Below are 20089 nucleotides of genomic sequence, written 5' to 3'. Positions count from 1 at the left end.
TGCTCACGACGCCACCAGGGCGCCCGCGCGCAGGCTCTCGGACAGGACCGATGCCGCCCGGGCGTAGGAACGGGCCAACGCCGTGCGCACCCAGCGCCGTCCGACCGGGGCGCCCTCGGCAAGCTCGGCGGCGGCCGACGGATCCCACGCCACCTCGGCCAGCACCGGGACCCCGAACTGCTCCGCGACCTCGCGCGCCCCGTACGGACGCCCGGGCCCGACCAGGATCAGGCCGACACGACCCGGTGCACCCTCATCCACCAGCGGCGCAAGGTGCAGGCGGAGCCCCGCCAGCGACACCAGGGACGTCCGGCACACCAGCGCCACGGCGTCCGCCCCACCCACGAGGGAGGCGGGGAGCCCGCGATGACCGGTGCGCCCGGCGTCCACCACCACGTCGAACGGCGCTCGGCGTACGGCCTCGGTGAGCCCCGGCCAGACGCCCTCGAACAGGTCGACGGAGCCCAGGTGGGTGAAGCCCGGCACCACACGGCGCTCGCCCGGGGCCGGCTCATCCGCCCGGCGGGGCAGGTCGGGCAGGGGACGCCACTGGGCTGCCAGCGCGGCGTCGAGGGGGCGTCGCTCCCGATGCGCCTGCAACAGGCCCTGCATCCCGGTGCCGTACATGGACTGGCCGGCCAGGTATCCGGCCAGGACCGCCTGCGAGGCGGAACGGTCGGCGTCCATCAGCACCGCGTCCCGCGGCCAGGACAGCGTCAGGCCGAGGGCCGTGGTGGTGACGCCCGGCGCTCCGGACGCGCTGGTCAGGACGAGCAGGCTCATCGTCCGCCGCCCGTCTGCACCAGGGCCACCCGGTCCACCGCCGCGAGACGGGCCACCTGCTCGGCGGAACCCTCCGGGACGGTGACCGCGAACACCGACGAGCCGTCGGGTTGGCTGCTCGGGGCATCCACCAGCGTCGCGGCCACGCTGCCCGGGAGCTCCCCCTCGGCCGCGCCCGCGGCCGGCAGCGCGACGACCAGCACCTCCGTACCGGGACGTAGGTCGGTGGACGGATAACGCCCGGCGGGCAGGCGGACGCCCACGCGCGCGCTCCCGTGCGGGACGCCGCCCGCTCCCCAGGAGCCATCGACCAGGAGCGACCCGCCGGGCAGGTCGGTGGCGGCCGCCTGACCGATGACATCGCCGGCGCGCCGGTCGGGGACGGTCGGGACGTCCACCCCGGAACCGATCGACACCACCGACAGGTCGGCGGCCTGGATGACCTCACCGCGATGGACGGTGCGATTGACCCGCAGCACCGGCTCGGCGGCGGCGAGTTGCAGGAAGACGAATGCCGAGGCGAGGCCACCGAGGCAGACGGCGAGCACTCCGGCCAGGAGCCACAGCGGGCTGCGCCGAGTACGGATGCGTGGACGCAGGGCGTCCGGAACTGGGGTGTCCATGGGGGTCTGGTCCTCGGTTCTGGGGGGTGAGTCACGTTGAGCCTAAACAGGTTCCGTGGCGCGATGCACCTCTTCTCGCGACGCGCTGTGGACAACTCGGCGATCCGGACGTGTCCGGCCCGGCCCGTACTGCCCCGGCCAACCCAGATGCAGGGGTCCGGGTCCGCCATCGTTCCAAGTCAGAAGGTCACGGCGCGGTCACAAGTGGCTGTCCCGGCATGGCAACTCGTGGAAACTTCGATCCCGCTTCCACTCGCGTCCTGAGAATGAGCTGACCGGGAGGGGGCTCGCCGCCGCCTCCCAGCCCAACACAAACCGTGAAGGCAAGGAAGCCAGCGCACTGCTTCGTCCGCGGCAGCCGGGATTCCCGGCCTGACCGTCCGCCGGATGCACCAGTGCCCTCGAAGGAGAAAACATGCGGAGCAAGTCCCGTCTCGCCCTCATCGCAGCCACTGCGGTGGCGGCCCTCGGCCTCAGCGCGTGCGGTGGCGGCACCGCCGCGCCGGCCAACACCGCCGGCTCGGGTGGCGCCAACGCGGCCCCCGTCACCATGAAGCTCGCCCACAACCAGACCGAGACGCACCCGACCCACATCGCCCTCACCGCCTTCGGCGAGAAGCTGAAGACGGAGACCGACGGTCGCTGGAACATCCAGGTGTTCCCGAACTCGACCCTCGGCGACCAGGGCGAGTACCTGTCGTCGGTCAGCACCGGCGTCATCGACATGGCCGTCGTCTCGGCCCCGCAGCTGGAGAACCTGAACAAGGACTTCGTCATCTTCTCCCTGCCGAAGGTCTTCGAGGACATCGACAACCAGATGGAGGTCCTCTCCGACGATGCCATCGTGGGCGACGTCTACAAGTCGCTCGAGAGCACCAACAACATCACCGTCCTCGGCGGCCTGACCCAGGGCGCCCGCAGCATGTACACCAAGGACGCTCCGGCCAACACCCCGGCCGACCTCCAGGGCAAGAAGATCCGCGTCCAGGAGAGCCCCGTCTTCCTGAGCATGATCGAGGCGCTCGGGGGCTCCCCCACGCCCATGGCGTACGCCGAGGTCTACACCGGCCTGCAGTCCGGCGTCATCGACGGTGCCGAGAACAACGAGATCTCGTACTTCACCCAGAAGCACTTCGAGGTCGCCCCGTACTACTCCTACTCCCGTCACCTCGTCGGTGCCGACTTCGTGATCATCAACGCGAACACCCTCAAGAAGATGTCGGCCGACGACCAGAAGGCCTTCGACGAGGGCTGGGAGGCCGCCTGGAAGCAGCACACCGACCTGTGGAAGACCAACACCACCAAGGCCGTCGAGGGTGCCAAGGCCGGCGGCGCCCAGTTCGTCGAGGTGGACGAGGCCGCGTACGCCTCGGCTCTTGCCCCGCTCAAGGACAAGTTCCTGACGACGGACGCCCAGAAGGCGATGTACGACAAGATCAAGGCCGCCGCGTAACGGCCACGCCGCATGTCCCGGGCCGCCGGTCTCACCGACCGGCGGCCTTCGGGACGTTCGCACCACTCCCCACCACTCACAGCGGAGGATTCACGTGAACACCGACCCGGACGAACGTCCAGAGGACCGGCCCCTCGAGGTGGGTGAGGCCTTCGGCGGATCGACCGCCGCGCGCGCCGTCGCCCCAGAGGATCGCAGCGCCCTCGTCAAGGCCCTCGACCTCATCAGCTCCATCATCGCCAAGGTGCTCGCCGGCATCTCCCTCGTGCTCTTCGTCGCCCTGGTCCTCATCGTCAGCTGGCAGGTCTTCACCCGCCAGGTCCTCGGCAACTCGGCCCCCTGGACCGAGGAGGCCGCGCGCTACACCTTCGTCGTGCTGGCCATCTTCTCCGCCGCCTACGTCTTCGCCGAGCGCGGCCACATCGCCGTCGAGATGCTCGTGGAGAAGTTCCGCCCGGGCGCTCAGAAGGTCATGGTCGCCCTCATCGAGGCGACCATCATCTTCTTCATGGGGGCGGTGTTCGTGATGGGCGGCTGGCTCGTGGCCCAGAACGCCTGGAACCAGGACATCGCGACCCTCCCGTTCAGCGTCGGCCAGATCTACCTGGTCATGCCCGTCGCCGGATTCATCATCATCTTCTACTCGCTGGCGCGCGCCATCCGCGTCCTGGTCGGGGCTGAACAGGCCTTCCCCGTCAACGACGAGTTCGAGGAGGCGATCTAGGTGGATCCCGTCATTCTCGCCAGCATCGTGCTGCTCGCCGGCATGACCATCGGCATCGCCCTCGGCGTCCCGGTCGCCATTTCGATGGGCCTGCCCTCCCTGGTGGCCATCTACATCCTCCTCGGCGACTTCCAGGGCGCTGCCCTGACGTCGGCCCAGAAGGTCGTCGCGGGCAGCAACTCGTTCGCCCTGCTCGCCATCCCCTTCTTCGTCCTGGCAGGCGGGTTGATGAACACGGGCGGCATCGCCCAGAGACTCATCGACCTGGCACTCCTGCTCGCCGGCCGGATGCCGGCCTCGCTGGCCCAGACGACCGTCGTCGCCAACGCCATGTTCGGCGCAGTGTCCGGCGCGTCCGTCGCCTCGGCCGCCGCCGTGGGCACCGTCCTCACGCCGACCATGCGGAAGGAGGGCTACGACCCTTCCTGGGCCGCCATGGTCAACGGCATGTCGTCCCCCTCCGGCATGCTGATCCCGCCGTCCAACACGTTCATCGTGTACGCGCTGGTGTCCGGCACGTCCATCGGTGCGCTGTTCATGGCCGGCGTCGGCCCGGGTCTCGTCTGGGTGCTGGTCTGCGTCCTCATGGTCGCGCTGTACGCCCGGAAGCACCCCGAACTCAAGTCGACCCGCCAGCGTCCGACCGTCGGCCAGGCCCTCCTGGTCTTCCTGAAGGCCCTCCCGGCACTGGCGATGATCTTCATCGTCATCGGCGGCATCCTGGCCGGCTGGTTCACCGCCACCGAGTCCGCCGTCATCGCGGTGCTCTACTCGTTCCTCCTGGGCCTCATCCAGCGGACCCTGCCGCTGAAGTCCGTTCCGGGCATCATCCTCGAGGCCGCCAAGGTCACCGGCATCATCATGCTGCTCATCGGCATGTCGGGCATCCTCGGCTTCGTCCTGGCGTTCGCCCGCATCCCCCAGCTCGTCTCCACGGGGCTGCTCGGCTTCAGTGACAACACGGTCGTCGTCCTGCTGATCATCATGGTCGTCCTGCTGCTGGCCGGCACCGTGATGGACCCGACACCGGCCATCCTGATCTTCACGCCGATCTTCCTGCCGGTCGTCACGGCCCTGGGCGTCAACCCGATCCACTTCGGCACGATGATGGTCTACAACATGTGCCTGGGCAACGTGTCCCCGCCGATCGGCAACAACCTGTTCGTGGCGGCGAGGGTCGCGAACGTCCGGATCGAGGCCCTCATCGGCAAGCTGTGGCCCTTCTTCTGGGCCCTGATGGCCGGCCTGTTCATCGTGGTGTTCGTCCCCGTCCTGTCCACGTGGCTCCCCACCACCATGGGGCTCATGCGCGGCTGACCCCGACCATCACCCGACGGCAGCGGGGGCGTCCACCAGGACGCCCCCGCTGTGCATGCTGCGACGTCCACCGAATCTTGTCCCCGAGACAAAAAACGGGGGTAGGGTGTGAGGAAATCAGGACAAAGACGTCTCACAAGGAACACAGCACATGGATCGGAAACCAACCTCGAACGTCTCGGTCGACGTGATCACGCTCCGTTACAACCACGACGCTCGCCAGGTGGAACTCGGCGTGTCGGAACGCATCATCGAGCCCTTCATCAACCAACTGGCCCTGCCCGGTGTGACGCTCTGGGAGGGCGAACGCCTCGCGGGGGCAGCCGAACGCGCCGTCCGCACCAAGCTGGACCTCGGCGTCCGCGCCCTCGGCCAGCTCACCGTCTTCGACGAGCCCCACCGCGACCCGCGCGGCCAGACCCTGTCGGTCGTCATGTGGGCGGTGGCGGAGGATCCGGGGAAGGCCCCCGACTACGTCAAGTGGTTCGCCCCCGACGAGGTTCCGCCCTTGGCGTTCGACCACAACGAGATGGTCGAGGAGTGCCGCCCGCTGCTGGTCGACCACCTCTGGCGCGACCTGGGGTTCACCCGGGCACTGACCGGTCCCGCGTTCCCGGTGGCGGCGGCCGTGGCCATCACGCGGTCCCTGACCGGCACCGCCCCCGACCGCGGCAACCTGAACCGCCGCCTGGCGTCGGTGCGAGGGCTCGGCATCAGCCAGAAGCGCCTCGTCACCGGACGAGGACGCCCCGGCACCCTCTGGGAGTGGCAGGCCACGCACGCCGAGATGGACGGGGTGGGTGCCCACCTGTGACGCTCCTGACGGCCGGGCGGGCAGGTCACCCCGGGAGCCTTTCGACGTAGCGCCATCTGGACCACATCGCGTTGCCTCGCGGACATCCCGAATCGCTGCCACCAGGGGTGATGCCTCGGGCTTACTCGCCGACACGAACCTGATGTGGTCCAGATGGCGCTACGTCGCAGGCCCTTCCCAGTGTCAGCCCTTGTTGCGCGGCTTCTTGAACTTCTTCTCGTCGTAGTCGCGGCTCCCCCTGTCGTCGCGACGCGGACGCTCACGCTGGAACTGGGAACCCTCGTCCGGACGCAGGTTGACGAGCTGACCCGAGATCCGCGTGCGGGACAGGCGGTCCAGCACGTCGCGGGGCAGGTCGGCGGGCAGCTCGATGATCGAGTGGTCCGGACGGATGTTGATGCGACCCATCTGGTCGCTGGACAGGCCACCCTCGTTGGCGAGGGCACCGACGATCTGGCGCGGGGTGATGCGCTGCCGGCGTCCGACAGCGACGCGCCAGGGCACGAGGCCGCCGCTGGGGCGCGGACGCCGGTCGCGGGAGGATCCGTCGCGCGGGCCCTCGTCGTCACGACGGCGGGACGGACGCTCCTCGCGGAACCTCTCCCCGCGGGGCTCCTTCTCGGGCTCGAGCAGCATCGGCTCGTCGCCCTGCAGGACTGCGGCCAGCGCCGCGGCCACGTCGACCTCCGGGACGTCGTACTCCTGGACGTAGTGCGCCACCACGTCGCGGAAGAAGTCGATCTTCTCGGGCTCGGCCAGCGCCGCGGTGATGCCCTCGTCGAAGCGCGACAGGCGGGTCGCGTTGATGTCATCGGCTGTCGGGAGTGGCATGTGCGCGAGTTCCTGGCCCGTGGCGCGCTCGATGGAACGCAGCAGGTGTCGCTCACGCGGGGTGACGAAGGAGATGGCGTCGCCCGAGCGTCCGGCTCGGCCGGTGCGGCCGATGCGGTGGACATAGCTCTCGGTGTCGGTCGGGATGTCGTAGTTGACGACGTGGGAGAGCCGCTCCACATCGAGGCCACGCGCCGCGACGTCCGTGGCCACGAGGATGTCGAGCTTTCCGCTCTTGAGCTGGTTGATCGTCCGCTCGCGGGCCGCCTGCGGGAGGTCGCCGTTGATGGCGGCGGCGCTGAAGCCGCGGGCGCGGAGCTTCTCGGCGACGGTCTCGGTCTCGTTCTTCGTCCGGACGAAGACGATCATGCCGTCGAAGTTCTCCACCTCGAGCACGCGGGTGAGGGCGTCCAGCTTCTGCTGGTAGGACGCGATCATGTAGCGGTGCTTGACGTTGGCGGCGGTCGACGTCCGGCCCTTCACCTGCACCTCGACGGCATCCTTGAGGTACGTCTGGGCCAGCTTGCGGATCGAGTGCGGCATGGTCGCCGAGAACAGCGCGACCTGCTTGTCGTCGGGGGTGTCGGCGAGGATCTTCTCGACGTCCTCGGCGAAGCCCATGTTGAGCATCTCGTCGGCCTCGTCGAGCACCAGGAACCTGAGCTGGGAGAGGTCGAGCGTGCCGCGGTCGAGGTGGTCCATGATGCGGCCGGGCGTGCCCACGACGACGTCCACCCCGCGCGCCAACGCCGACAACTGGACGCCGTAGCCCTGGCCGCCGTACACGGGCAGCAGGCTCACGCGCAGGTGGGCCGCGTAGGTCTCGAACGCCTCGGCCACCTGCAGCGCCAACTCACGGGTGGGAGCGAGCACCAGCGCCTGGACGTGCTTCGCGCGCGGCGCGAGCCGCTCGAGGATCGGCAGCGCGAACGCTGCCGTCTTGCCGGTGCCGGTCTGGGCCAGGCCGACGACGTCGTGGCCGGCCAGCAGCGCCGGGATCGTCTCGGCCTGAATGGGGCTCGGACGCTCATAGCCCAACTCGCGGAGGGCCTTCAGGATGCGGTCGTCCAACCCGAGGTCGGCGAACGTGGGGCCGGCGGGCGTCTCGGGCCCCGCCTCTTGCTCAGGGGCCTCCTGCTCAGGGGCCTCCTCCGCGGAGGTCTCCACCGCTGGGGCCTCCTGCTCAGCGCCTCGGACCTCAACTGTGCTCGACTCGGTGACCCCACCGTCGGCGTCGGTCACGTCCGGGGCGCCCACTTCTTCTTCACTCACGCCCCCACGTTAGTGCCCCTGTCAGACGAAACGCACCCAGTTGGCCCCAGCACCGGTCTGGTGACGGTCACGTTCGGTGAGGTCACCGTCCTCCGACACCTCGTACAACGTGACCGCACCGGAGCCCTCGCCCGCGACGACGACGTGGCGTCCATCGGGTGCGACGGCGAACCCGCGCGGCTGTTGCTCGGTCGGAACGAGCCCGACGACGCCTCCCAGCAGGCCCTCGGGCTCCAGCTTCACGACGGCGATCGTGCTGGCCGACCGCTCGGTGGCGAGCAGGTACGCCCCGAACCCGGCCAGGTGCACGTCCGCTCCCCAGATGAGGTGCTCCGCCAAGGGCTCCGCCCCGAACCGGCTGTGCCGAAGGCCGGCGTCCGGGTCGACGATGGAGACGGACTCCGCCATGGCCAGCGTTCCGGACGCGGGGTCACGCTCGAGGCGGACGACCTCGCCGCTGAATTCGGTGATCAGGTAGGCCGACTCCTCGCTGGCCGACAGGACCAGGTGTCGCGGTCCGGATCCCTCGGGCGCGGCGACGGTGGGCGGGTCCAGGGGGGTCAGGACGGCGTGGTCGTCGACGGCGGTCTGCGCGACGAGGTCCTCACCCAGGGACACCCAGTAGGCGTGGCGCCCGGCCGAGTCGGGCACGACGCAGTGCAGGTTGGCGTACTCGATGCGCGACACCTCGTCGCCGACCACACCGTCCGTCACCCGCCAGGTGGCTCCCCAGCCGCCGTGGTAGGAGGCGCCGAGCAGGACGGAGCCGTCGCGGGTCAGGGACAGGTAGGCCAACGGGTCGGCCGCGGCTCGGCGTCCGACCTCGGTGAGCGTGCCGGAGGCACGGTCGAGACGGAGCGTGACCACCGCGGGTTCCGGCTCCTTGGTGGCGCAGTGGACCAGCGAGCGGGTGGCGTCCACGGCGAAGGTGCCGGCGCCGACCCCGATGACGGTGTCAGCCAGCGGTTCGAGCGAGCCACCGGTCCGGCGCAGGACGGACACCGTGCCCGCCTTGGCGTTGCCGACAAGGACCAACGTCGTCTCAGTCATACGGTCATCGTAGGGGCCCCGGTTTCGCCGAGCTCCCTCTCGATCCGCGAGCGCAGGGCCGGCGCGCTCCTCAACGCCCAGGTGATCAACCCCGCCGCGGCGATCGACAGGACGATCGCGCTGACCAGCGCGAGCGTGTAGCTGCCCGTCAGGTCGACCACGACGCCCCACAGGGGGGTGCCGATGGCGACACCGCCGCTCAGCATGGCCATCGTCGGGCCCAGCAGCGCCGCGTAGTCGCGCATCCCGAACACCAGCGACACCAGGATCGGGACCAGCACACCCCCGAACGCGACCGAGAAGGCGAAGACCACGGTGGCGCCCGCGAGGGGCACGAACCCCTGGGCGACGGCGTACCCGGCCATGGCCAGTGCCTGGCAGGCGAGGGTGAACAGCACCGCGCTCAGGGTGCCCCGGCGGTCGTTCAGGGTGCCGACCGCGATGTTGCTGACCACGCTGGTCGCCGCCATCAGCGACAGCAGCGCGCCGCCGACGGTGAGGTCGACGCCGCGTTCCACCATGACCGGGGCGAAGTGCGACTGGACAGCCTGGACGACACCCACCAACACGATGGCGGACGCCAGCACCACGAACTGGGGCGTCCGGAACGCGCGCGCGGCCGGGACGCCCGGCAGGACCACGGCGGCCGCGCCCGGCGGGCGCTCCGCCGCACCGAGCGCGCGGAGTCCCACCCGGTCGGGATGCGAGCGGATGAGGACGAGGCCCGGGACCACCACCAGCGCCACCAGCACCACGGCCAACAGCAGGAACCCGGCTTGCCAGCCCGACCTCTCGACCAGCGGCGGGAGCACCAACCCGGCCGCGATCCCGCCCAGACCACCGCTGGCGAAGACCGCGCCCATCATCGTCCCGCGCCGAGCCTCGAACCAGGTGTTGATGAGGATGGAGGCCCCCATGGTGGTGCACAGGCCGAAGACGAGGCCGGACAGGAAGCCCAAGGCGGCCAGGACGGCCGTGTTGGGCACCAGCACCACGGCCGCGACGCTCAGGGCCGTCGCGACCCCACCCCCGACGATCGCGGACCGGACCCCGATCGCCCGGTAGAGCCACGGGGCGAGGAACGACATCGCCAACACGCCGGCGATGCCCATCATCGAGTTGTAGATCATCACCTCGGACAGGCCGACGCCCAAGTGGCGCGCCAGGGGCGGATTGAGGATGGACGCGCTCAGGAACACGAACGTGCCGGCCGTCATCATGCACGCACCGCCCGCCACGATCATCCCGTGCCGGGGGCTGAGCCGTTCGGGCGGGGTCGGTTGGTCCATGCCCCTGTTCTAAGCCATGCGTGCTCACCACACCCCACCGTGGCATTTGTTGCCATTCCTGTTGCAGCGGGTCGGCGAGGCCTTAGCCTGACGACAGGTCCGGTGGGGAGGTAGTCATGTCGAGCAAGCCCGTGGTGACAATTTTCGAGACGTACGGCTCGGGAGCCGGCGTGGTCGGTCCGGCGCTCGCGGCCGAGCTGGGTGTGCCGTGGATCTCGCAGGTCTACTCGTCGGAGGACCTCGAGATCGCCGAGGGCCGCGGCCCCCAGGAGGACTCCTTCCTCTCCCGCGTCCTCACGACGCTGGGCCGCACCGCGGCGTCCTCGGACGTGGGCGTCTTCTCCGGCCAACTCGACATGCTGGACGCCGAGGACGCGGTCCGCGAGCTGCGGGCCCAGGTGACGGACGGCGGTGTGGTGCTGGGGCGCAACGCGACGGTGATCCTCGCCGACGAGCCCCAGGCCCTGCACGTGAAGTTGGACGGCCCGCTGGAGCAGCGCATCGCGCGGGGCGCGGCGGAGGCGGGCATCGACCTGGCGCACGCGCGCGCCCGCCAGGGGCGCGAGGATTCCGCCCGCGCCGCGATGAGCCAGCGCCTGTTCAACTGGGATCCGCGCCACAACGACCACTTCGACCTCGTGGTGAACACTGGCCGCCTGCCGCTGGACATGGCCGTCCGGCTGATCCTGGACGCTTACCGCCTCAAGACGGGCCGTGGCCACTGACTCCTTGATCGGTGGACTCACACCCCCACACCGAACGTCCGTCACGCCGGGCGGGACTTCGTGCATTCCGGGCGCAATCCCTCGCACGCGTAGTTGACAGTTCAACAGGAGTGCCGTAACTTAGTTGACGCATCAAGCAATTGGTGGGCCCGGCAGGGTTCGCCCCATTCACAAGGAGACCCCCATGAGCACGCTCAACGAGCTGAACGGCACCTACACCATCGACCCCTCGCACACCGAGATCGGCTTCACGGCCCGCCACGCGATGGTGACCAAGGTCCGCGGCGCCTTCAAGGAGTTCGAGGGCACCGCCACCACCGGCGCGAACCTCGCCGGCGCTCGCATCGACGTGACCATCCAGGCCGCCTCGGTCGACACCAAGAGCGCCGACCGCGACGGCCACCTGCGCTCCGGCGACTTCTTCGACGTCGAGACCTACCCGACGATCCGCTTCACCTCCACCGAGGTCACCGCGCCCGACGCCGAGACCCTGCGCGTCGCCGGCGACCTGACCATCAAGGACGCCACCTTGCCGGTCGTCATCGACTTCGAGTACGAGGGCGCCGCCCTCGACCCCTTCGGCAACCAGCGCGTCGGGCTGACCGGCAAGGTGGACGTCAACCGCAAGGACTTCGGACTGGTCTGGAACGCCGCCCTGGAGACCGGCGGCGTGCTCGTCTCCGAGAACGTGACCCTCGTCTTCGAGGTGTCCGCCATCAAGCAGGCGGACGCCGAGGTCGTCGCTGAGCCGGTCGCCGAGTCCACCGACGCCCCGGTCGCCGAGCCCGTCGCCCCGGCCGCGCCCGCGGCGTCCGAGTCGAAGGGTGTCGTCGGCTGGTTCAAGAACCTCTTCGCCGGCAGCAACCGCTGACCTGACTCATCAGGGCCAGATTCCGCGGGGGTGTCACCCCCGACGGAGTCTGGCCCTTGTGCATTCCGGGCCCCGCGCGAGGTGCCCCTCGTGACGCTGAAAATGCTGCCCGCCACGCCGTGAGCGTGGCGTAGTCTCATGGCGGCGGAGCGGCCGGAAGGAAGCACATGAGCGAGGTTGGCGTGGGTGCTGCACCCAGCAACGACGGCGGGGCGGTCGTGGACGCCGAGCGGCGACTCGACACCTTGATCCGGCTGATCGACGAACTGCGCTCCCTGGACTCCCCCGATGACGTCATGCGTCAGGCTGTGGAGATCCTGTCCGGCAACACCGCGGACCTGCCCGCCCTGGGCTTCTACCTCGTCGCCGGAGCCGGCACCGGCGAAGTCCGCGTCACCGCGGTCGCCGGGACGTTCGAGGCCGACTCGGCGGCGGGGGCCCTGGCGCTGGCCCGCGAGGTGGCGGGCTGTGGCCAGCGGCAGGAGCGCCTGTTCGCCGCGCCGGGTGACGCGGGCTCCGAGTTGCTGCTCGCCTTCCCGCTCGCGGAGGTGGCGCCGGACCAGCCGTCGACGGTGCTCGTCGTCCAGGGGCCGGTCGAGCCGGCCTCCGACCGCGCGTGGCGGGGCTACGTCACGGTGCTGGTCGCCCAGCTGTCCGCCGTCCTGACCGGCCTGCAGGAGTTGGCCGGCGAGCGGCTGCGCAGTCGGCTGCTCTCGCAGCTGGACGCCGCCAAGTCGGCGTTCCTCGCCAACATCAGCCATGAGTTGCGGACGCCGCTGTCACTCATCTCCGCACCCGTCCACGACGCCCTGCTCGAGCCCGACCTGCCGGAGCGAGTCGGGCAGCGTCTTCGGCTCGCGCAGCACAACGTGGCCCGGCTCACCCGCATGGTGGACGCCATGCTCGACTTCAGCCGCATGGAGGCCGGCCGGATCGGCCCGCAACTGGCCGACGTGGACGTCAGCGCCCTGACCCGAGCGCTGGCCGACTCGTTCGCCCCGGTCATCGAGCAGGCGGAGCTGACGTTCGTCTCGGACGTCCCGGCCCTGCCCCGCACCGCGCGCATCGACCGGGACATGTACGAGCGCATGGTGCTCAACCTGCTCGCCAACGCCGTGAAGTACACCCCCGAGGGAGGGATCACCCTGCGGCTGGTGGACGCCGGGGACCGGTTCCGGCTCGCGATCACCGACACGGGGGTCGGCATCCGCGCCGCCGACCAGCAGCTCATCTTCGCCCGCTTCGTGCAGTTGCCGCCGCACCCGCTGGCGCGCAGCAAGGAGGGCGCCGGGATCGGCCTGGCGATGGTGTCCCAGCTCGCCGACCTGCTCGGGGGGCGCGTGAGCGTGGACTCGCGAGTCGGCAAGGGCAGCACGTTCACCCTCGACCTCCCCTACGACTCCCCCACCACGGTGACGGACCTGGGCACCGGCGTCCGCTCGGTCACCCGGCGTGACGCGGACTCGTTCCTGACGGAGATGAGCTCCTGGCGGGGCTTGGACGACGTCTCAGCAACCGACCCGGCCACCGACGGCGGCGCGCCGCCCCAGCAGGCCGGACGCCGCCTCAAGCTGCTGGTGGTCGAGGACAACGCCGACCTCCGCGCCTACCTCACCGAGGTGCTGGCCGACGACTTCGACATCCGGGCGGCGGCGGACGGCGAGGAGGCACTGTCGGCCGCCCGCGCCTGGCGTCCGCACGTCATCCTCTCCGACGTCATGATGCCCGCGATGGACGGCCTGGAGCTGACCCGCGCCATCCGCCAGGACCCCGAGCTCAGGCTCGTGCCGGTGCTGCTGCTGAGTGCCCGCGCGGGTCAGGGTGTCGTCACCGACGCCATTGACGGCGGCGCCGACGACTACATCCAGAAGCCGTTCTCGGTCAGCGAGCTGCGCTCGCGCGTCAACTCCACGGCCGCACTGGCGCTGGCACGGTCCTCGGACGCCTCGTGGCGGCGCGCGGTCATGGGTTCACTGCACACCGCCCTGCTCATCTCGGACCCCGACGGCCTGGTGACCGAGGTCAACGAGCGGTTCACGGCGTTCCTGGGCTGGTCGCTCGCCGACGGCCCGCTGCGGCCGCCCTACCCGTGGTGGCCCGACCCGCTGGTGGATCCCGAGGCGTACGAACGCATCGCCGCCGCCCACGACGGCCTCGCCGAGGGTCGCCCCATGACCGGCGAGTACAAGCTGCACCGACGGGACGGCCGCACCGTCTGGGCGTCCTTCTGGGGCGTGTTCGTGACCAGCCCGGAACTGGGCCGCACCGCCTTCATCAAGTCCTTGACCGACGTCACGCGCGAGCACGACTCCCGCGAGCGTCGAGAGGCTGCGAGCCGGATCGTCGCCAGCTTCACCGACGCCGACGACCTCGACCGGCTGCTCGCGGACGCCGTGCGCGGCTTCGGCATCCTGTTCGACGGACGTGCCCAGCTGCGGGTGCTGCCCGCTCCCGGGTCGAAGGGCCGCCGGGAACTCGCCGAGACGGTGTTCACCGACGAGGGCGCCCTGCCCCTGGCCGAACTCGACCCCACGGCCCTGCGCGCGCTGGCGGGCGAGGCCGACCAGCCGACCACCGGCACGCCCATGGCCGGCCTCGTCATCGAGCACGAGGCCACCACGCACGTCCGGTGCCGCACGTGGGTGCAGTTCCCGGTCACGCGCGTGGTGCCGCCCGACGAACTCATCGTGGGGGACCTGCTGGCCCGTGCTCTGGACATCGCCGTGGACAGGCTGCTGGCCGCCGAGGACTTCGCGCGCCGGGAGGAGAACCTCCAGCGGGCCATCGAGAGCCACCGGTTCGTCGGCCAGGCGGTCGGGGTCCTCGTCGAACGGCACCGGATCACCCCCGCGGAAGCCTTCAACCGGCTCAGCGCGGCGTCCCAGAATCGCAACATCAAGTTGCGGGAGCTGGCCACCCGGGTCCTGGAGACCGGAACGGATCCGCAAGAGGCCTGACCTCGCCGCGAATCGAATGGCCCAGAACGGGTAGGGAGGGGAGAGCCTTTTCCTGCCGACTCCCCGAGCCGACCCGTGAAGCCCGGGTCACCAGGCGTCCAACAGTGGGCGAGGGTCGGGGCGTGCCGGGAGGCGCGCCCCGACCGCTTGCGGAGCGCCCGGGCGTCCCTCTGGAGTGGCCGGACGCATGGGTGCGGCCGGGGTGGGTACTGCTCGGGCACACGACGGACCAGGGTCGCCGGCGCAGCCGGGGCCCGGAGAAGGAGAGTCATGGCTGACAAGGGACTGGACAACCTGTTCTTCGACACCCTGCGGGACATCCACTACGCCGAGAACCACATCCTCAAGACGTTGCCGAAGCTCGCCCAGTCGGCGTCCTCCGACGAGCTCAAGGCGGCGTTCGAGCAGCACCTCACCGAGACCGAGGGACAGATCCAGCGCCTCGAGAAGGTCTTCGCGTTGATCGACCGCAAGCCGACGTCCAAGCGGTGCGAGGCGATCGACGGCATCCTCAAGGAGGGTGACAGCGTCCTGGCCGAGTACGAGGGCACGTCGGCTGCCGACGCGGGCCTCATCTCGTCCGCGCAGGCCGTCGAGCACTACGAGATCACCCGCTACGGCACCCTGCGCCGGTGGGCGAAGATGCTCGGCCTGTCGGACGGGTACGACCTGCTCACCGAGAGCCTGGAGGAGGAGTCCCGCACCGACGAACTGCTCACCAAGATCGCGGACGCCGAGGCCAACGCTCGGGCTGCCCGGGCCTGAGCGGACCGGCGTTGAGTCACCGGGCGTGACGGCGACGCGGGGTTGGGGCAGCACGCCCCAGCCCCGCGTTTCACGTCCCGGGTCAGGAACGGGGTGAGCGGGCCCGGCCTGCCCCTGTTGGACGGCCGACGCGCGTGTGATCATGGGCCATGAGCGGAGCGAGCCTGCTGCAGCTGGCCGCCACCCTCCGGGGCACTGTGACGAGCCCGGACGATGACGCCTACGAGGCTGCGAGACGAGTCTGGAACGGCACGATCGACAAGCGACCCGCGGTCGTCGTGCACTGCGAGGGAACCGACGACGTGACCGCGGCCCTCTCCTACGCCCGGCAGAACGACCTCGGTGTCTCGGTGCGCAGCGGCGGGCACCACGTCGCCGGGTCCTCGGTGCTCGACGGCGGGATGGTCATCGACGTGGCCCGCATGAACGCCGTCGAGGTGGACGCCGACGCCCGGCGCGTCCGCGTTGCCGGCGGGGCAACGCTCGGGGACGTGGACGCCGCGACGCAGCCGCACGGGCTCGCGGTCCCGCTGGGGGTGGTCTCCGAGACGGGCGTGGCCGGTCTCACGCTGGCGGGCGGCTACGGCTGGATGCGCCGCAAGCACGGGCTGAGCTGCGACAACGTCGTCAGCGCAGACATCGTGCTGGCCGACGGCCAACTCCTGCACGTGGACGCCCACGAGCATCCCGCCCTGTTCTGGGCGCTCCGCGGCGGCGGCTGGGACCTGGGGGTCGTCACCGCGCTGGAGTTCGACGCCCACCCGGTCGGGCCGGACGTCCACCTGCCCTTCCTGACCTTCCCGCTGGAGGAGGGGGTCGACGTGCTGCTCAACCTGCGCGACTTCGCGCAGGGCGCGCCGCACGAGTTCGGCGCGATCGCGGTGTGCTGGACGTTCCCGCACGCCGAGCCCTTCGACGCGGCGCTCTGGGGCAGGCCGTTCGTCGGTATCGCCGGGCCCTGGATCGGCGACCCCGCCGAGGGCGAGCGCGCGTGCGCCCCGCTGCGCGACCTCGGGACGGTGCTGACCGACCTGAGCGCGACGGTGCCCTGGGTCGACGCCCAGCGCTTCTTCGACGAGGACTACCCGCGGGGTCGCCGCTACCACTGGAAGTCGGCCCACCTCACCGACCTCGACGAGGACTCGGCGGCGGTGCTCGTCGACCGGGCCGCCTCCCGCCCCTCCCCCCTGACCTCGTTGGACATCTGGATCAACGGTGGCGCCATCGCGCACATCGCCGACGACGCGACGCCGATCACCAACCGGTCGGCCCACTTCATGATCGGGATCGAGGCCAACTGGGACGACCCGTCCGACGACGAGGCCAACCGGTCCTGGGCGCGCGGAACCGCGGACGCCCTCGCCCCGTTCGCGCGGCCGGGCACCTACCTCAACTTCGACGACCTCACCGACCCGGACGCCGTCCGCCACGCCCACGGCGCCAACTACGAGAGACTGGCCGCCATCAAGCGGCGGTACGACCCGGACAACCTCTTCCGCTCCCGGCTCGCCCGGTAGCGCGAGAGCCGGTGGACGCGTGGTCAAGGTCGGGGTGATGGCCCCCCTCGGGGTGCTCGCGGCGTTGGTCGGTGCGGCCGCGGGGCACGCGGTCGCGCGCTTGGTGAACCCGACGTCGTCGCCCGTTGTCGCCGTGGGCTCGGTCGCCATCGACCTGACCCCGACGCCCGTCAAGGAGTGGGCGGCCGCCACGTTCGGCACCGCGGACAAGGTCGTCCTCATCGCCGGGGTCGTCCTGTTCGTCGCCCTCTTCGGGGCCGTGGCAGGGCTGCTGGTCGAGCGTCGGCGTCCGATCGCGTTGGGCCTGGTGGCGACCTTGGGCGTGGTCTCGGCGGCCGCGGCGTTGTCGCGGCCGGACGCCGGCCCCCTCGACGTCGCGCCGGCGCTCGTCGCCGCCCTGGTGGGGGGTTGGGTGCTGGTGGCGTTCCCGCGCTGGGTCACCTCGGGCGGGCCGGACGCCGCGGACCTGACCCGGGCGTCCCACCCTGAAGCCCGGCGGCGGTTGCTCATCGGGGGCGCGGGGCTGGTCGGAGCTGGGGGCGTCCTCGCGCTGCTCGGCGGCCGCGCACTGCCGGGCGTCGGCTCCCCGGCCCCGACGCCGCCGGTGCTGCCCCCGCCCGAGGCGCCACTCGGTCCGCTCCCGCCGGGGCTGGACGCCGTCTCCCCCGACCTCGCCCCCCTCCGGACACCGACCGCCACCTTCTACCGGATCGACATCGCCCTGGTGGTCCCACGGATCGACCACCGCAGTTGGTCGCTCAGCATCCAGGGCCTGGTCGACCACCCCTACTCGATCTCCTGGGATGACCTCGTCGCCCTGCCCATGATCGAGCGCGACATCACCCTGACGTGCGTCTCCAACCCCATCGGCGGGGACCTGTGCGGTTCGACGCGCTGGCTCGGCGTACCAGTGGCCGACCTCTTGCGGCGTGCGGCGCCCCGGGCCGAGGCCGACATGGTGCTGAGCTCGGCGCAGGACGGTTTCAGCGCCGGCACCCCGCTCGCGGTGCTGCTCGACGGACGCGACGCCATGATCGCCGTGGCCATGGACGGGAAGCCCCTCACCGCCACCCACGGCGCCCCGGCGCGGCTGCTGACGCCGGGGTTGTACGGCTACGTCGGTGCCACCAAGTGGGTCCGGACGCTCGAGGTGACCACGTTCGCGGCCACCGCGGCCTACTGGACGAAGCGGGGCTGGTCACCGCTCGGACCGGTGAAGACCGCCTGCCGCATCGACACGCCCCGCGCGCAGGCCCGGGCCGGCGAGGTCCCGATCGCCGGCGTGGCGTGGGCGACGCACCGCGGCGTCGACAAGGTCGAGGTGCAGGTCGACGACGGGCCTTGGCTCGAAGCTCGGCTTGGCCCCGACGTCGGCGTCGACTACTGGCGCCAATGGGTGCTGCCGTGGCAGGCCACGCCCGGACGCCACCGGCTCGCGGCCCGCGTGACGGACGCCGCGGGCGTCACCCAGTCCGCGCAGGTGCGGGACGTGCTTCCCGACGGCGCCGAGGGTTACCACGTCATTGACGTCGAAGTCCTCTAGCGCGCGCTCGTTCCCTCGCCCCGGCGGCCACCACGGGCGAGAATCAGGTGACGACGTCAGGAGGGACTCATGACCGACACCACCACCACCGCTCGCGTCCCAGGCGCACTCGCTCTCGCGCCCACCCACCTGTTCATCGGGGGGCAGTGGCGCCCGGCGCCGTCCGGAGAGACCTTCGCCGTGCACAATCCGGCCACCGGCGAGGTCCTCACGCGGGTCGCGTCCGCCACCCCCGAGGACGGCATGGCGGCGCTGGCCGCGGCGTCCGAGGCCTCGGAGTCCTGGGCGCGGACGCCGGCGCGGAAGCGCTCCGACCTGCTGCGCGCGGCCTTCGAACTGCTCCACGAGCGCGCGGAGGGGATGGCGACCCTCATGACCCTGGAGATGGGCAAGCCGCTCGCCGAATCGCTCGGCGAGGTGACCTACGGGGGTGAGTTCCTGCGCTGGTACGCCGAGGAGGCGGTCCGGGTGAACGGCCGCTACACCGCCACCCCCGAGGGCAACCTGCGCATCCTGACCGTGCGGCGTCCCGTGGGGCCGTCCCTGTTCATCACGCCGTGGAACTTCCCGCTCGCCATGGCCACCCGCAAGATCGCCCCGGCGCTGGCGGCGGGGTGCACGACGATCCTGAAGCCGGCGGCGCTCACACCGCTGACCTCGCTGGCCTTCGTGACGCTGCTCGAGGAGGTCGGCGTCCCGGCGGGCGTGGTGAACGTCATCCCGACCGAGCACGCCGGGGCGGTGACGGGCCCGATGATCCAGGACCGCCGCCTGCGCAAGCTGTCCTTCACGGGGTCAACCGCCACCGGCAAGGCCCTGCTCGCCGAGGCGGCGGGCAACATCGTCCGGACGTCCATGGAGCTCGGCGGCTGCGCCCCCTTCATCGTGTTCGACGACGCCGACCTGGACCGCGCCGTGGTGGCCGCCCACCAGACGAAGATGCGCAACATGGGCGAGGCCTGCAACGCGGCCAACACCTTCCTCGTGCACGAGTCGGTCGCGGACGACTTCGCCGAGCGCCTCGCCGGACGGCTCGGGGCGCTGAGCGTCGGGGACGGTCTGGCGGCCGGGACCGAGGTGGGTCCGCTGATCTCGGAATCGGCCCGGCAGGGCGTCGCCGACCTGGTGGACGCCGCGGTCGCCGGAGGGGCGCGCGTCGTGACCGGCGGACGGGCCGTCGACGGGCCGGGGTTCTTCTACGAACCCACCGTCCTCACCGGCGTCGCCCCGGACGCCGCCATCGCGACCTCGGAGATCTTCGGTCCGGTGGCCCCGATCACCACCTTCACCACCGAGGACGAGGTCGTGGCTCGCGTCAACGCCAGCCCCTACGGGCTGTCGGGCTACCTGCACACCGGCGACCTGGCCCGCGTGCTGCGCCTCGCCGAGCGCCTCGAGGTCGGGATGCTCGGCGTGAACTCCGGCACGATCTCCAACGCCGCCGCACCGTTCGGGGGCGTCAAGCACTCCGGACTCGGCCGCGAGGGCGGCCCCGAAGGCATCGAGGCCTACCTGGAGACGGTGTACCTGGGCATCGCCGACCCGTTCGCCTGAG

Annotated in this window: 16 protein-coding genes; 11 read left to right on the top strand and 5 right to left on the bottom strand. The window is 71.1% G+C overall.

Annotated elements, in window-relative coordinates; translation table 11 throughout:
- Positions 1-3 precede the first annotated feature (3 nt).
- Together AC5YDV_RS07840 and AC5YDV_RS07835 are read right to left on the bottom strand one after the other, a co-directional pair.
- Positions 4-783, bottom strand: coding sequence for a hypothetical protein (locus tag AC5YDV_RS07840; protein ID WP_496182657.1), 780 nt, complete (start codon positions 781-783; stop codon positions 4-6).
- Positions 780-1406 (bottom strand): SAF domain-containing protein, encoded by a 627-nt coding sequence (locus tag AC5YDV_RS07835; RefSeq protein ID WP_496182656.1) that lies wholly within the window; start codon positions 1404-1406, stop codon positions 780-782. The genes AC5YDV_RS07840 and AC5YDV_RS07835 overlap by 4 nt, the downstream gene beginning before the upstream one ends.
- 415 nt (positions 1407-1821) lie before the next feature.
- Between AC5YDV_RS07835 and AC5YDV_RS07830 the strand changes: the two genes are divergently transcribed.
- The 4 genes from AC5YDV_RS07830 (at position 1822) to AC5YDV_RS07815 (ending at position 5714) form a co-directional block, all read left to right on the top strand.
- Positions 1822-2859 carry a TRAP transporter substrate-binding protein gene (locus AC5YDV_RS07830; RefSeq protein WP_496182655.1) on the top strand — a complete coding sequence of 346 codons (1038 nt, stop codon included), beginning with the start codon at positions 1822-1824 and terminating at the stop codon, positions 2857-2859.
- Positions 2860-2953: 94 nt separating this feature from the next.
- Positions 2954-3583, top strand: coding sequence for a TRAP transporter small permease (locus AC5YDV_RS07825; protein WP_496182654.1), 630 nt, complete (start codon positions 2954-2956; stop codon positions 3581-3583).
- A complete protein-coding gene (locus tag AC5YDV_RS07820) occupies positions 3584-4900 on the top strand; it encodes a TRAP transporter large permease (protein ID WP_496182653.1) in 1317 nt (438 codons plus the stop codon).
- Positions 4901-5051: 151 nt separating this feature from the next.
- A complete protein-coding gene (locus AC5YDV_RS07815) occupies positions 5052-5714 on the top strand; it encodes an NUDIX hydrolase (RefSeq protein ID WP_496182652.1) in 663 nt (220 codons plus the stop codon).
- 183 nt (positions 5715-5897) lie between these two features.
- Here the strand turns inward: AC5YDV_RS07815 and AC5YDV_RS07810 are convergent, their stop codons facing one another.
- Genes AC5YDV_RS07810 through AC5YDV_RS07800 form a run of 3 tightly spaced genes read right to left on the bottom strand, consistent with a single transcriptional unit; the run spans position 5898 to position 10156 of the window.
- Positions 5898-7817, bottom strand: coding sequence for a DEAD/DEAH box helicase (locus tag AC5YDV_RS07810; RefSeq protein ID WP_496182651.1), 1920 nt, complete (start codon positions 7815-7817; stop codon positions 5898-5900).
- Between the two features lie 21 nt (positions 7818-7838).
- Positions 7839-8867, bottom strand: coding sequence for a lactonase family protein (locus AC5YDV_RS07805; protein WP_496182650.1), 1029 nt, complete (start codon positions 8865-8867; stop codon positions 7839-7841).
- Entirely contained in the window at positions 8864-10156 is a 1293-nt protein-coding gene (locus AC5YDV_RS07800) for an MFS transporter (RefSeq protein ID WP_496182649.1), read from the bottom strand. The genes AC5YDV_RS07805 and AC5YDV_RS07800 overlap by 4 nt, the downstream gene beginning before the upstream one ends.
- A gap of 116 nt (positions 10157-10272) precedes the next feature.
- Between AC5YDV_RS07800 and AC5YDV_RS07795 the strand changes: the two genes are divergently transcribed.
- From AC5YDV_RS07795 to AC5YDV_RS07765, 7 genes are all read left to right on the top strand, one after another.
- On the top strand, positions 10273-10881 hold the full coding sequence (locus AC5YDV_RS07795; protein ID WP_496182648.1) for a cytidylate kinase-like family protein: 609 nt from the start codon (positions 10273-10275) through the stop codon (positions 10879-10881).
- 184 nt (positions 10882-11065) lie between these two features.
- On the top strand, positions 11066-11752 hold the full coding sequence (locus AC5YDV_RS07790) for a YceI family protein (RefSeq protein WP_496182647.1): 687 nt from the start codon (positions 11066-11068) through the stop codon (positions 11750-11752).
- 167 nt (positions 11753-11919) lie between these two features.
- A complete protein-coding gene (locus AC5YDV_RS07785) occupies positions 11920-14709 on the top strand; it encodes a response regulator (RefSeq protein WP_496182646.1) in 2790 nt (929 codons plus the stop codon).
- 270 nt (positions 14710-14979) lie between these two features.
- A complete protein-coding gene (locus tag AC5YDV_RS07780; protein WP_496182645.1) occupies positions 14980-15474 on the top strand; it encodes a YciE/YciF ferroxidase family protein in 495 nt (164 codons plus the stop codon).
- A 149-nt stretch (positions 15475-15623) separates the two neighbouring features.
- Positions 15624-16991, top strand: a complete 1368-nt coding sequence (locus AC5YDV_RS07775) for an FAD-binding oxidoreductase (RefSeq protein WP_496182644.1) — start codon at positions 15624-15626, stop codon at positions 16989-16991.
- 37 nt (positions 16992-17028) lie between these two features.
- Positions 17029-18534, top strand: coding sequence for a molybdopterin-dependent oxidoreductase (locus AC5YDV_RS07770; protein ID WP_496182643.1), 1506 nt, complete (start codon positions 17029-17031; stop codon positions 18532-18534).
- A 69-nt stretch (positions 18535-18603) separates the two neighbouring features.
- Positions 18604-20088 carry an NAD-dependent succinate-semialdehyde dehydrogenase gene (locus tag AC5YDV_RS07765; protein ID WP_496182642.1) on the top strand — a complete coding sequence of 495 codons (1485 nt, stop codon included), beginning with the start codon at positions 18604-18606 and terminating at the stop codon, positions 20086-20088.
- The last annotated feature ends 1 nt before the right edge of the window (position 20089 follow it).

Source organism: Propioniciclava sp. LT432 (genome assembly GCF_059515965.1).
Note: the sequence above shows the minus strand (reverse complement) of the source record. Positions and strands in the feature narration are given on the sequence as shown.